Below are 12,704 nucleotides of genomic sequence, written 5' to 3' on the forward strand. Positions count from 1 at the left end.
CATGTGCAAGACCTGTGACTACACGATCCACGGGCATCAGCACCATTTCGGCTGGGACAACGCGCTCGTCCCGGCCGAGAGGGTCGCCCCCGGATCGACGATCCTGTTCCACTGCCAGGATTCCTCGGCGGGCCAGCTCGGCCCGTCCTCAACGCTCGCAGACGTCGTGGCCCTCGACTTCAGCCGCATCAACCCGGTCTCGGGGCCCATCTGGGTCGAGGGGGCCGAGCCCGGCGACGCGCTCAAGGTCACGATCGAGGGCTTCACACCACAGCGGCGCGAGGGGACGGCCTGGGGCTGGACCGCGAACATCCCGAGCTTTGGGCTGCTCGCGGACCAGTTCGCCGACCCGGCGCTGATCGTCTGGACCTACGACGCGGACACGATGGAGCCTGCGATGTGGGGCACGCAGGCCCGGATCCCGCTCAAGCCCTTCGCCGGCACCATCGGCAACGCGCTGGCCGAGCCGGGGCTGCATTCGATCGTGCCGCCCAGGCGGGTCGGGGGCAACCTCGACATCCGCGACCTCGCCGCGGGGACCACGCTCTATCTGCCCGTGGAGGTCGCGGGGGCGCTGTTCTCCGTGGGCGACACGCACGCCGCCCAGGGCGACGGCGAGGTCTGCGGCACCGCGATCGAGAGCCCGATGGACGCGGTGCTGACGCTCGACCTCGTCAAGGGCGCAAACCTCAGGATGCCGCGCTTCACGACGCCGGGGCCGGTCACGCGGCACCTCGACGCCAAGGGCTACGAGGTGACGACGGGCGTCGGCCCGGACCTGATGGCAGGCGCGCGGGACGCGGTGGCGGGGATGATCGACCTGCTCTGCGCGAGCCGCGGCATGTCGGCGGTCGATGCCTACATGCTGTGCTCGACCTGCGGCGACCTGCGGATCTCCGAGGTCGTGGACGCGCCGAACTGGGTGGTGAGCTTCTACTTCCCGAGGGCCGTGTTCGAGTGACCCTGGCCGAACCTCACCAGCCCGGGGCCGCGCCGGCCCCGGGCGCCTCCCCCGCGGTCCTGTCGGTCGAGGGGTTGACCATCTCGGTCGCGACCGAGGCAGGCCTGCGCCCGCTCGTGCAGGACGTGACCTTCACGCTCTCGCGCGGCGAGACGCTCGCCATCGCGGGCGAATCCGGCTCGGGCAAGTCGATCACCTCACTCGCCGTCATGGGCCTGCTGCCGCCCAACGTGCGCCCCACCGCGGGCCGCGTCCTCCTCGGCGGCACGGACCTCCTCGCGCTCCCTGAATCGCGCATGCGCGCGATCCGCGGCGACCGCGTGGCGATGATCTTCCAGGAGCCCATGACCTCGCTGAACCCGGTCATGACCGTGGGCGCGCAGCTTATCGAGGCGATCCGCGCGCACGAGCCGGTCTCCCTGCGCGAGGCGCGCGCCCGCGCGATCGAGGCACTGGACGCGGTGCGTCTGTCCGAGCCCGCGCGCCGCATGGGCCAGCACCCGCACGAACTGTCGGGCGGGATGCGGCAGCGCGTGATGATCGCCATGGCGCTCGCGCTGAAGCCCGACCTGCTGATCGCCGACGAGCCCACCACCGCGCTCGACGTGACCGTGCAGCGCGAGGTGCTGGACCTGCTGCGCGACCTGCGGAGGGAAACCGGAACCGCGCTGATCCTCATTACCCACGACATGGGCGTCGTGGCCGAGATGGCCGACCGCGTGCTGGTGATGAAGGACGGCCACATGGTCGAACAGGGCCCCGTGGCACAGGTCTTCGAGGCCCCGCGAGAGCCCTATACCCGCGCGCTGCTGTCCGCCGTGCCACGCATGGGCTCCCGCCCGCCCGAGCCCGCGCCGCCGCCCGCGGCGCCCGTGCTCGTCCTCCGCGACCTTGTGGTGGGCTTTGACGCGGGCGCGGGCCTGCTCGGACGCCCGACCCACCGCGTCCACGCGGTCGAGGGGGTGTCGCTGACCATCGGCGAGCGCGAGACATTCGCCCTGGTGGGTGAGTCCGGCTGCGGCAAGAGCACCATCGCCAAGGCCATCGCCGGCCTCGTCGCCTTCTCGGGCGAGATCGAGGTCGCGGGGCGGGTCCTGCGCTCGCAGGCCGATGTCACGCGCGAGGTGCGCAGGCAGGCGCAACTGGTCTTCCAGGATCCTGCCGCCGCGCTCGATCCGCGGATGCGGGTGGGCGACCTCGTGGCCGAACCGCTGGTGATCCACGGCATCGGCACCCGCGAGGAGCGGCGCGCGAAGGTCGAAGCGCTGTTCGAGCGCGTGGGCCTGACGCGCGCGCAGATCGACCGCTATCCGCACGAGTTCTCGGGCGGCCAGCGTCAGCGCATCTGCATCGCCCGCGCGCTCGCGCTGAACCCGAAGCTCATCGTCGCCGACGAGAGCGTGTCGGCGCTCGACGTCTCGGTGCAGGCGCGCGTGCTCGCGCTGCTGAAGGAGCTGAAGGACCAGTTCGGGATGTCCTACCTGTTCATCTCGCACGACATGGCGGTGGTGGATTCGATCGCCGACCGGGTCGGCGTCATGTATCTGGGCCAGATCGTCGAGACCGGCACCCGCGAGCAGGTCTTCGGCAACCCGCGCCATCCCTACACCCGACGGCTGATCGAGGCCGTGCCAGTCCCCGACCCCGACCATGTCCGGCCGCCCCGCCCACGCGAGGCGCGCGAGATTCCCTCGCCGGTGAGGCTCCGCGGCGACCCGCCGGCGCGGGTGGCGTTGCGGGATCTGGGGGACGGGCATCTGGTCGCGGCGGGCTGATCGGGACCGGCGGACGCAAGGACAGGACAGGCGATGACGCTCGACGACTACCGCGAACAGGACGGTCTCGGCCTCGCCGCGCTGATCGCCTCGGGCGAGGTCACGGCGCGGGAGGCGTCCGAGGCCGCCATCGCCATCATCAAGGCGCTGAACCCGCGCCTCGGCGCCGTGGTGGCCGACCGCTTCGAGGCCGCGCGCGAGGAGGCGGCCGCGCTTGGGCCCGGGGGCGGCCTGCTCAACGGCGTGCCCTTCCTGCTCAAGGACGTGAACCTGTCGTCCTCGCAGCTTCCCACCCGCTTCGCCTCCCGCTTCTTCGCCGATGCCGCGCCGGGGCCGGACAGCATCCTCGTGCGCCGCTGGCGCGAGGGCGGGCTCGTCACACTCGGCACCACCAACACGCCCGAATTCGCGGGCGACTTCACGACCGAGCCGCTGGCCTACGGCCCGGCTCGAAACCCGTGGGACATGGCCCTGACCACCGGCGGCTCAAGTGGTGGCGCGGCGGTCGCGGTGGCGACGGGTATGGTCCCGATGGCGCATGGGACCGATCTCGGCGGCTCGATCCGCATCCCCGCCGCCTGCTGCGGCGTCTTCGGCTTCAAGCCCTCGGTCGGGCTCAATCCGCTGGGTCCCGACTGGGAGGAGATCGCCTCGGGGCTCGATTCCGACCATGTGCTGACGCGGACGGTGCGCGACAGCGCCGCCGCGCTGGACCTGACCGCCGGCCCCGGCGCGGGCACCCGGCTGGGCCGGCTGCCCCCCGCGGGCGGCTATCTCGCCGGCCTCGACACGGACCTGCCGCCGCTTCGTATCGGGCTTTGCGTCACGGACCCCACCGGCCGGCGTTCGGCGTCCTCGCAGGTGGAGGCTGCCGAACGGACCGCCCGTCTTCTCGAAGGGATGGGCCATCACGTCGAACCCTATGCCTATCCGCCCGAGGCGATGCCCGGCCCCTGGTTCGACGCGCTCTGGACGGTGGATGTTCTCCACCATGTCCGCGCCCGCGCGGAAGCCCTCGGCCGCGTGCCGCGCGAGGACGAGCTGGAGCCCTTCACCCGCGCCATGCTTGATCATGCGCTTGGCCTCTCCGCGCTCGACCTGCACCGCGCGCGGCGTGCGATGACGCGCGCGGCCTGGGCCATCGCCCGCTCGATGGAGGAGATCGACGCAGTGCTGACGCCGGCGCTCGCCGCCGACCCGCCGCCGCTCGGGACGCTGACCTTCGAGGCGAACGGCTCGGACCTCGCCGCCTGGAACGCGCATGGCTTCGCCTTCGCGCCCTATGCGGCGCCTGCCAACCTTGCCGGCCAGCCCGCGGCCGCGATCCCCGTGGGGCTGACCGGGGGCGGGCTCCCGGTCGCGGTCCAGATCGCGGCGCGGCCGGGCGACGACCTCCTCGTGCTGCGGCTCTGCGCCCGGATCGAGGAGGCGGTGGACTTCGCCCCGGCGCTCAGGAGCCTCCGGGATCGGCTGTCGGTCTGACCGCCCTACCGCCCCTCGGCCCGATCCGAGCCCAGCAGGCGCGGCAGGTTGCCGAAGGCGCCGATGGTGCCGAACACGAGTGCCGCCACCAGAACGAACAGCACCGACACGACCCCCATGATCGGCGTGTAGCCGTAGCGGAGGCTGTTGAAGATCTTGATCGGCAGGGTCTCGACCGTGAATCCCGCGACCATGTAGGCGATGATGTATTCGTTGAGCGACAGCACGAAGGCGAAGGCATAGCCGGAGACGACGTAGGGCGCCACGAGCGGCAGCACGACGGTCCGGAGCACCTGACCCCGGGTGGCCCCCATGGTCCGCGCCGCCTCGACCAGCGACCGGTCGATGGACACGAGTCCCAGTGAGATCGTCACCAGCGGCAGCGTGACGAGGAAGATCCCGTGCGACAGCACCGTTGCCGCCATCTGCCCGTACATCCCCAGCGAGACCCAGAAGACGAGGAAGCCCAGCGCCGTAATGACCGGGGGCAGCATGAACGGCGCCACCCCCAGCACCATGAGAACCCGTGTCAGCCAGCCGCCCCGGCCCCAGCTGTGCAGCGCGAGCGGCAGCGCCACCGCCACCGCCAGGAGCGAGGCCAGCGCCGCGATGACCACCGAGTTCCTGAGCGGGCCGGTCCAGTCCGCGGCACGGAACAATTCGCCATACCAGCGCAGGGATGGATCGACGGGCGGGAAGCGCAGCGACTGCCCGCCGTTGAGCGACACCCCGGCGACGACGAGGATCGGCAGCGACAGCAGCCCGAGCAGGACGACGACGTAGAGGCCCCCGAGGCGTCGGCTCATGTCCCGGTCCTCCGCTCGCGCGTGACCAGCAGCGACAGGCCTACGAGCGCCAGCGCGACCGCCAGCAGCAGCACTGCCATCGCCGCCGCGAACGGCAGGTTCGACTGGTAGATCGCCTGATCGGTGATGTGCACCGACAGCGTCCAGTGCTGCGGCCGCCCGAGCACCTGCGGTAGCAGGTAAGAGCCCAGCACGAAGACGAAGACGAGGATCGTCGCGCCCAGGATCGGCGCGCGCAGCAATGGCACCGTCACCGTGGCGAAGGTGCGCAGCGGCGAGGCCCCCATGGTCCGCGCCGCCTGCGCCAGCTCCGGGTCGAGCCGGGCCACGGGCGGATAGAGCACCAGCACCGCATAGGGGAAGGAGAGGTAGACGAGCCCCGTCATCAGCGCAAAGAGTCCCGGCGTAAAGGCGCGAGGGGCCTCCAGCAGCCCGAGCCAGGCCAGCAGGTTCCCGACCCCCGCCGTCTGCGACAGCAGCGTGTTGACCGAGAAGCCGATGATGACCTCGGAGAGCGACAGCGCCGAGAGCAGCACCACCAGCACGACAGTCTGCGCCCGCCGCGACATCCCGCCGAGGATCACCGTGAACGGGAGCGCGAGTGCCACCGCCAGGATCGCCGCGCCGAGCGCGATGGCGACCGAGGTGACGAGGATGCGGCCCACGAAAGGCGAGAACACCCGCGCGTAGGAGGCGAGGTCGAAGCCCCAGGTGAAGAACCCCCCCGCCTCCCGCCCCGCGACCGAGACGGCAAGCATGATGCCGAAGGGGACGAGGAACAGGACCAGCAGCGCAAGTGCCGGCAGGAGCCCGAGCCAGTAGGGCGTCGGCGCCTCGCGCGCGCTCATGGCCTCAGCACCACGACGCCGCCGGGCGCAAAGGCCAGGCGGACCTCGTCGCCCACGTTCGCGGCCGGCCGGTCGCGGGGCGCGAACAGCGCCGTCATCTCGCGTCCGCCCTGATCGAGCACGAGCTGCACGCTCTCGCCGAGGTCACGCACGAAGGTCACGCGCGCCAGGAGGCCCTCCGGCGCGAGCCGCACATCCTCGGGCCGCACCGACAGCAGGACGGGGCCGGGTTCGGCCTTCACGCGGTCCTCGGGGGAAAGCAGGATGCGCCGCCCCGCGACCTCCACGGTCGTCCGGTCGAGCAGCGTCGCGAGCAGCAGGTTGGAACTGCCGATGAAGCCCGCGACGAAGGCGTTCGCGGGGTCGCGATAGACCTCCATCGGCGCCCCCATCTGCTGCACCCGGCCCTTGTCCATGACGATCACGAGATCGGCCATGGTCAGCGCCTCCTTCTGGTCGTGGGTCACGACCAGCGTGGTGACGCCCAGCCGGGTCTGGAGCTGGCGAAGCTCCACCTGCATGTGCTCGCGCAGATTCGCGTCGAGCGCCGACAGCGGCTCGTCCAGAAGGAACAGGCTCGGGTCCACGGCGAGGCCGCGGGCGATGGCGACGCGCTGGCGCTGCCCGCCCGAGAGCTGGTGGATACGGCGCCCGGCCATGCCCGGCAGCCGCACGAGGTCCAGAAGCTCCGCCGCCCGCCGCTCGCGCTCGGCCCTCGGGCGGCCCCGGATCGCCAGCGGATAGGCGACGTTGTCGCCCACCGACAGATGCGGGAACAGGGCGAGCGACTGGAACACCATGCCGAAATCGCGCCGGTGCGCGGGCCGGTCGGTGATGTCCTCGTCCCCCACGAGGATGCGCCCCTCCGAGGGATCCTCCAGCCCCGCGATCAGGCGCAGGAGCGTGGTCTTCCCGCAGCCCGAAGGGCCGAGCAGGCAGATGAACTTGCCTCCCGGGATGTCGAGCGTGACCCCGTCCACGGCGGCGACGGGGCCGAACCGTTTCGTGAGGTCGCGCAGCGCGAGGTCGTTCATCGGGAACCCTTCGGTGGAAGGGCCCGGCCGCGCTTCGGGGCCGGGCCGGGAGCCGGCCTCAGCCGGTGATCATCTCGGACCATTTCTGGTTCACCCAGTCGGCCCGGTCGATATAGAGCTCGTACTGCGGCAGGATCGGCGGCAGGTCCGAGGCTACCGCGGCGAATTCATCGTCCGTGAGATCCGTCAGCGCCCGATCAACGGTGGGCGCGGTGCCCACGTTGCGCGACAGCTTGGCCTGGATCTCGGGTCGGGCCATGTAGTCGATGAAGACCTGCGCCGGCTCCACCATCGAGGAGGCCTTCGACACGACCCAGGAGCCCGAGTCGAGCACCGCGCCCTCGGCCGGGAAGGTCGAGCGCACCGGTTGCCCCTCGGCTGCGGCGAGGCCCGTCACATCGTGGTAGTATTGCCCCATCGGGATCTCGCCCGAGGCCAGCGCCTGCTGGAACTGCCCCTCGTCGCGATACCACAGCCGCACGTTGGGCTTCACCTCGGCCAGTTTCGCCAGCACCTGCAGGATCCCGTCCTCGGTCCCCAGGATGTCGGTGCCGCCGAAGAAGGTCGTGGCGGTGATCTCCAGCAGGAAGGAGTTGGAGGCGAGCGCGAGCAGCCCCAGCCGGTCGGCGTTCGCGGGGTCCCACAGCGCCTGCCAAGAGGTCGGCGCCTCCGGGTAGACGTCGGTGTTGCTGACCAGCGTGATGTACCAGGACACGGCGCCGGTGCCGTAGAGGCGGCCGTCCGCGTAGCGATGGACGAAATGCTCCGGCATGTTGCCGAGGTTCGCCATCGCGGTCTCGTCGAGCGGGGCCCAGAGCTCGGACCGCTCCCCGCGCAGCCGCGCGACCTGCGCCATCATCGAGACGTCCGCCGGAGCCTGGCCCGCGCGCGCGGCCTGTTCGAGCTGGACCAGCCAGGCTTCGCCCGTGGGCTCGCCGATGGATTCCACCGCGATGCCGGTTTCGGCGGTGAAGTCGGGGAAGATGTGCTGGTCGAAGCTGTCCTGGAAGAAGCCGCCATAGGTGCCGACCTTGAGCGGCGCCCCTTGCGCGCGCAGCAGCGCGGGCGCGGCGAGCGCGGACATGCCGGCGGCAGTGCCGATGAGGAAGCTGCGTCTTTTCATGGTCGGGTCTCCCTGCGGTTTGGGACAGCGGCGAAGGGCTTCCCCGCCGCGATATCCGGTTCTTCGTCTCCTGCTGTAAGGGCAGCCGGAGCGTAAATCCATTTCCGTTCAGGACAGGTCGAAGCCGTGCAGCGGAGCGGGCGGGCGTTGCGGCACGCCGGGCAGGATGCAGAGCATCTCGTAGAGCAGGTTCGCCCCGGTCAGCGCCGTCGTCCCCGAAGGATCGAAGGGCGGCGAGACCTCGACGAGGTCGCAGCCGACGAGGTTCACGCCCGCCAGGCCGCGCACGATCTGGAGCGCCTGCCAGTCCATCAGCCCGCCGATCTCCTGCGTGCCGGTTCCGCTGGCGAGGCCGGGGCTCAGGCTGTCGATGTCGAAGGTCAGGTAGCAGGGCGCATCCCCGATCAGTCCGCGCACCTGCTCCATCAGGCGCCGCAGGTCGCGCCCGGCGATCTCCTCGGCGGTGATCACGCTCCAGCCCTGCTCGCGTGCCCAGGCGAAGTCGTCCGCCGCGTAGCCCGAGCCGCGCAGCCCTATCTGCACCACCTTGTCGTTGATGAGGCAACCGTCCTCCCAGGCGCGGCGGAAGGGGGTGCCATGCGCCTCCTTCTCGCCGAACATCGTCTCGTTGACGTCGGCATGGGCATCCACATGCACCAGCGCGACGGGTCCGTGGCGGTCGCGGATCGCGCGCAGCACCGGCCAGGTCAGCGTGTGGTCCCCGCCGAGTGTCAGGGGAATGGCCCCGTGCGACAGGATCTCCCGGTAGGTGTCCGTGATGATGGCGCAGGACTTCTTGAGGTCGAAGGTGTTGATCGCCACGTCGCCGATATCGGCCACCTGCAGATGCTCGAAGGGCGCGGCGCCGGTGGCCATGTTGAAGGGACGGATCATGCGGCTCTCGTCGCGGATCGCGCGCGGCCCGAGGCGCGTGCCCGGCCGGTTCGAGGTGCCGATGTCCATCGGAATGCCGACGAAGACGGCATCGCAGCCCTCGGCAGTCGCCTGCGGCGGCAGCCGCATGAAAGTGGCGGGACCGCCGAAACGAGGCATGTCGTTGCCCCCGAGGGGCTGGTTGAAGCGGCTCATGTGCGGACCTCCCTGCATCGGGCCTGTATCGGGCTCGGGGACGTCCATTCAAGCGCCTACGGCCGCCGCCATCAACAGGCCATCGCCGACGATGACATGACCGCGCGCCCGTTGCGGAACGCTTTGATTGCTTCGTCCCATGGGTCGCGCCCCAGACGCAGGCGGTCCGGGGCCCACTCAGCCAGCCCGCCGGAGAATGGCGGGCCGAGGTGTCGCCGGCCTGGGGGCACGGCCGCGTCGGCCAAATCACGACGTCCGATCCCATGAACACACCGCGATCAATCTGCGGTTCTGCTGCCTATCACGGCCCGCTGACGCTGAAGATTGCGATCGTCGACGCCGGAGGGCATCGTGCCTGCACAAGCGGTCTGATCACGGCGTTTTCGGCGGTGCCGTATTCGTCTGGCGGCTGGCGAGCGGCTGGCTGAGCGACCTGTTTGGCGTGGCGCGGGTCCTTGCGATTAGAATTTTCGGGTGGCCTGAGGGCATGATCAGGCGGCTTTTGTGGTCATGCTGGGAATGGGATCGATCTCCTCGGTGTCGATTTGAGCGAAGTTGCCTGCTGCCGGTTTCGTGGACGGCCGGTTACGGTAGCCCGGCGCGAGCCTCGAACTGAATTGGGCTGAGGTAGCCCAGTTTCGAGTGGCGCCGCTTTGGATTGTAGAACCTCTCGATGGAGTCGAACACGTCGGCCTTTGCGGCATCGCGGGCCGAGCGCTCGGTCGTGAGCGAAGAGAAGAAGCTCTTCATGGCCGAATTGTCCCAGCATTTCCCGACCGGCTCATCGAGCAGGTGATGCCGTGATCCACCAGGAGACGCTGGAACGGCTCGCTCGTCTATTGGCTGCCCTGGTCCGCATGATGCAGCAGCACGTCCGCGCCGCCACACGGCCACCATGAGGGCATCCATGACGAGCGATGCGTCGCGCTCGGCCTTCATCGACCAGCCCACGACGCGGTGTGAGAACAGGTTCCGCACAGCGGCGACGTACAGCCAGCCCCGGCTGTCCAGATGGAGGTGAAATCGGGCAGCCACTTCTGGTTGGGTCTGTCCGCCTTAAAGTCCCGATCGAGGAGGGTGTCGGCGATGACGGACTCGTCTGTCGGCAGGCCGCGACGGCGAGGCCGCGCCTTCAAGCCATTCGTCTGCATCAGCCGCTCGATGCGGTGGAGGCCGTGACCTGCCACGGGATTTTGTCGCAATGGCGGCGTGCCGGATTTCAGGGACGGGTCGCAAGATGGTCCGCTACCAGTCGCAGCGGCCATCCGACACGGCGCTGCGGGGCCGGCTGCGGGCTCTGGCCAACGAGCGGCGTCGGTTCGGCTACCGGCCTCTGTTCGTGCTGCTGCGCCGCGAAGGCGATCCCTCGGGGATCAACCGCATCTACCGCGAAGAAGGGTTAACCGTCCGGAAACGCACCCCATCCCGCAAGGCGGTCAGCACGAGAGCCCCGATCCTGGTCGAGGCGCGGGCCAATGCCCGCTGGTCGCTCGACTTCGTGCAGCTTGCCTGTGGGTAGCGGTTCCGGATGCTCAACGTCGTTGATGACGTCACCCGCGAATCCTCGCCGCCATCCCGGACAGCTCGATCTCGGGCCGCCGCGTGGCCCGGGAACTGACGGCGCTGATCGAGCGGCGCGGCAAGCCCGGCATGATCGTTTCCGACAACGGAACGGAACTGACCTCGAACGCAATCCTGAAGCGGTGCGCCGAGCACAGGATCGAATGGCACTACATCGCGCCAAGCAAGCCGATGCAGAACGGCTTCGTCGAGAGCTTCAACGGCCGGATGCGGGACGAACTCCTCAATGAGACCCTGTTTTCGCAAGCTCGCCCATGCCCGCGAGCTGATCGCGGCCGGGGTGACCGACTACAACACCGCGCGGCCCCATTCGGCCTTCGGCTACCAGACCCCGGCGGGTTCGCCCTGCACCTGACCACCGCAATCGCCCGACCCGCTGCACGCGATGAGAGTTCCGCGCCGGGCGATTGCGCTTCGCCGTCCCCCTATGCGGCGATGCTTGAGGGTCGACCGAAGCTCCACGGATGAGCTCCTCGATCTGGCTCCCTGGATAGCCATCGAGGATCGCCCGCAGGGTTCTAGCGATGTAGTCGACCGGGTTCACCCCGCTCATCTTGCAGGTGGCGATCAGGGAGGCGAGCATGGCCCAGTTCTCGGCCCCCCTCCACCGGATTGGTGTCGAGCTCGAGCCGTCCGTCCTTGAGGAAGCGCGTCAGCCCTGGCCAGATGCCGAGCGTGTATCGGATGTCCTCGGCCAGCCTCGACGAGCGCGGGATGCGCGAGAGCTGCGCCTCGAGCCACGGTCGGAAGGCGGCGGTGATCGGCGCCGCCAGTTCGGCGCGGGCAGCCAGCCGGATCTCCGGTGTTCGGCCCCGGACTGTCGCGTCGATGGCGTAGAGCTGGGCTATCTGGCGCAGGGCCTGTTCGGCGATCGGCGAGGCGTCGGTCTCCGATCGCTTTACGAAGCGCCGGCGGACATGCGTCCAGCAGTGCACGAGCTGCCACGGCCCCTCCGGTCGGGCCTGGTTCGCCGGGGCCTCGTAGGCCTGATAACCGTCACATTGCAGGAACCGCCCGCGATAGCCCTCGAGGAAGCGGAGCGCGTGCACACCGCCGCGGCCGGGCGCATATCAGGGCCTCGGTCGGCAGGCCGCCCGGCACCACGTGCTCGGGTGCATGGGCCTGCACCACGGCGCCGGGGCAGCGGCGGCAGGCGTATCTGGGGCGGCGCGTGACCAGCACGCGGAGCTGCGCCGGCACGATGTCCAGACCCTCCGAGGCATCTTCTCCGATCCTCGTCATCTCGCCGCAGCCACACGGGCAGAGCGTGCTCCGGGGCTCCTCCGGCCGAACCAGCCGCCAGTCGATCCCCTCGAACAAGGCCGAGAACTGCGCCGGCGACATCCGCATGACGCCGTCTCGCAGCTGCGGCCACACGAAACCGCCGCCCTCGAGACGCTTGTGCACCAGCACCATGCCGGTTCGGTCCCAGATCAGGACCTTGATCCGGTCGGACCGCTTCGCGCGGAACACGAAGGCCGCGCCTCACAACGGATCCAGCCCCATCATCTCCTGGACCGCCAGGGCGAGACCGTCCATGCCCTTGCGGAAGTCCACCGGCTGGGTTGCCACATAGACCCGAAGCTGCCCGTGCGCGGCGATCATCGCGCCGCCGCCCGCACCGCCCGAATGACCTGCGACAGCCGAGCTTCGTCGACATCGGCGCCGATACGGATGCTGCGTCATGGCGTGACGCGCTGGCAGGTCTACGAGGGCTTCGTTCATGTCGCCTTCGTCATCGACGCCTATGCCCGACGCATCGTCGGCTGGCGGGTCAGCGCGAGCGCGCAGGCCGACTTCGTTCTCGATGCCCTGGAGCAGGCGGTCCACGAGCGCCGCCCCGCCAAGGGGATGGGGCTGGCCATCACCGTGACCGCGGTTCCCAAGGCGGATTCAACCGGTCGACGCAACAGCATCGATTTTAGCACCCTTGAGAACCTGGTCGAGGGCTTCCGCGGGTGTTTTCCAACCGAGCGTCCCGCGAGGCCTTGTGTTGAGAGCATGA

9 protein-coding genes and 6 pseudogenes are annotated in these 12,704 nt (G+C 69.9%); 5 read left to right on the forward strand and 10 right to left on the reverse strand.

The window, feature by feature from the left end; all coding sequences use genetic code 11:
- Window position 1 precedes the first annotated feature (1 nt).
- From GI374_RS17455 to GI374_RS17465, 3 genes are read left to right on the forward strand one after another with little or no spacing between them, the layout of a single operon-like run.
- Window positions 2-961, forward strand: a complete 960-nt coding sequence (locus tag GI374_RS17455; protein ID WP_154338314.1) for an acetamidase/formamidase family protein — start codon at window positions 2-4, stop codon at window positions 959-961.
- On the forward strand, window positions 958-2,736 hold the full coding sequence (locus GI374_RS17460; RefSeq protein ID WP_370515447.1) for a dipeptide ABC transporter ATP-binding protein: 1,779 nt from the start codon (window positions 958-960) through the stop codon (window positions 2,734-2,736). Before GI374_RS17455 ends, GI374_RS17460 begins: the two co-directional genes overlap by 4 nt.
- Before the next feature lie 33 nt (window positions 2,737-2,769).
- Window positions 2,770-4,218, forward strand: coding sequence for an amidase (locus tag GI374_RS17465; RefSeq protein WP_154338315.1), 1,449 nt, complete (start codon window positions 2,770-2,772; stop codon window positions 4,216-4,218).
- 5 nt (window positions 4,219-4,223) lie between these two features.
- On the opposite strand, the gene GI374_RS17470 is transcribed toward GI374_RS17465, so the two are convergent.
- The 6 genes and pseudogenes from GI374_RS17470 to GI374_RS17495 form a co-directional block, all read right to left on the reverse strand.
- Window positions 4,224-5,024 carry an ABC transporter permease gene (locus GI374_RS17470; RefSeq protein WP_154338316.1) on the reverse strand — a complete coding sequence of 267 codons (801 nt, stop codon included), beginning with the start codon at window positions 5,022-5,024 and terminating at the stop codon, window positions 4,224-4,226.
- Window positions 5,021-5,872, reverse strand: coding sequence for an ABC transporter permease (locus GI374_RS17475; RefSeq protein ID WP_154338317.1), 852 nt, complete (start codon window positions 5,870-5,872; stop codon window positions 5,021-5,023). Before GI374_RS17475 ends, GI374_RS17470 begins: the two co-directional genes overlap by 4 nt.
- Window positions 5,869-6,906, reverse strand: coding sequence for an ABC transporter ATP-binding protein (locus GI374_RS17480; RefSeq protein ID WP_154338318.1), 1,038 nt, complete (start codon window positions 6,904-6,906; stop codon window positions 5,869-5,871). The genes GI374_RS17475 and GI374_RS17480 overlap by 4 nt, the downstream gene beginning before the upstream one ends.
- 58 nt (window positions 6,907-6,964) lie before the next feature.
- The gene (locus GI374_RS17485; RefSeq protein WP_154338319.1) at window positions 6,965-8,029 is read right to left on the reverse strand and encodes a PotD/PotF family extracellular solute-binding protein; all 1,065 of its coding nucleotides are present in this window, start codon (window positions 8,027-8,029) and stop codon (window positions 6,965-6,967) included.
- A 108-nt stretch (window positions 8,030-8,137) separates the two neighbouring features.
- Entirely contained in the window at window positions 8,138-9,118 is a 981-nt protein-coding gene (gene speB / locus GI374_RS17490; RefSeq protein WP_154338320.1) for an agmatinase, read from the reverse strand.
- 585 nt (window positions 9,119-9,703) lie between these two features.
- Window positions 9,704-10,293 (reverse strand): annotated as a pseudogene (locus GI374_RS17495) (IS3 family transposase); the annotation flags it as partial.
- Between the two features lie 32 nt (window positions 10,294-10,325).
- Here GI374_RS17495 and GI374_RS17500 point away from each other — a divergent pair.
- A pseudogene (locus GI374_RS17500) lies at window positions 10,326-11,167 on the forward strand (IS3 family transposase); the annotation flags it as partial.
- 49 nt (window positions 11,168-11,216) lie between these two features.
- On the opposite strand, the pseudogene GI374_RS19940 reads toward GI374_RS17500, so the two are convergent.
- The 4 genes and pseudogenes from GI374_RS19940 to tnpB form a co-directional block, all read right to left on the reverse strand.
- A pseudogene (locus GI374_RS19940) lies at window positions 11,217-11,282 on the reverse strand (transposase domain-containing protein); the annotation flags it as partial.
- 79 nt (window positions 11,283-11,361) lie between these two features.
- A pseudogene (locus tag GI374_RS17505) lies at window positions 11,362-11,748 on the reverse strand (transposase); the annotation flags it as partial.
- A complete protein-coding gene (locus GI374_RS19490; protein WP_370515450.1) occupies window positions 11,696-12,043 on the reverse strand; it encodes an IS66 family transposase zinc-finger binding domain-containing protein in 348 nt (115 codons plus the stop codon). The pseudogene GI374_RS17505 and the gene GI374_RS19490, both read right to left, overlap by 53 nt.
- Window positions 12,020-12,424 (reverse strand): annotated as a pseudogene (gene tnpB / locus GI374_RS19945) (IS66 family insertion sequence element accessory protein TnpB); the annotation flags it as partial. The gene GI374_RS19490 and the pseudogene tnpB, both read right to left, overlap by 24 nt.
- Here tnpB and GI374_RS17520 point away from each other — a divergent pair.
- Window positions 12,410-12,585, forward strand: a pseudogene (locus GI374_RS17520) (DDE-type integrase/transposase/recombinase); the annotation flags it as partial. The pseudogenes tnpB and GI374_RS17520 sit on opposite strands and share 15 nt — an antisense overlap.
- Window positions 12,586-12,704: the final 119 nt, after the last annotated feature.

The sequence above is a fragment of the Paracoccus sp. S-4012 genome (assembly GCF_009674885.1).
Taxonomy (GTDB): domain Bacteria; phylum Pseudomonadota; class Alphaproteobacteria; order Rhodobacterales; family Rhodobacteraceae; genus Paracoccus.

Coding starts and splice junctions, on each gene's coding strand:
- GI374_RS17480 (WP_154338318.1), bottom strand. CDS start 6,906: ATGAACGACCTCGCGCTGCGCGACCTCACGAAACGGTTCGGCCCCGTC.
- speB (WP_154338320.1), bottom strand. CDS start 9,118: ATGAGCCGCTTCAACCAGCCCCTCGGGGGCAACGACATGCCTCGTTTC.
- GI374_RS17455 (WP_154338314.1), top strand. CDS start 2: ATGTGCAAGACCTGTGACTACACGATCCACGGGCATCAGCACCATTTC.
- GI374_RS17475 (WP_154338317.1), bottom strand. CDS start 5,872: ATGAGCGCGCGCGAGGCGCCGACGCCCTACTGGCTCGGGCTCCTGCCG.
- GI374_RS19490 (WP_370515450.1), bottom strand. CDS start 12,043: ATGTCGCCGGCGCAGTTCTCGGCCTTGTTCGAGGGGATCGACTGGCGG.
- GI374_RS17465 (WP_154338315.1), top strand. CDS start 2,770: ATGACGCTCGACGACTACCGCGAACAGGACGGTCTCGGCCTCGCCGCG.
- GI374_RS17485 (WP_154338319.1), bottom strand. CDS start 8,029: ATGAAAAGACGCAGCTTCCTCATCGGCACTGCCGCCGGCATGTCCGCG.
- GI374_RS17470 (WP_154338316.1), bottom strand. CDS start 5,024: ATGAGCCGACGCCTCGGGGGCCTCTACGTCGTCGTCCTGCTCGGGCTG.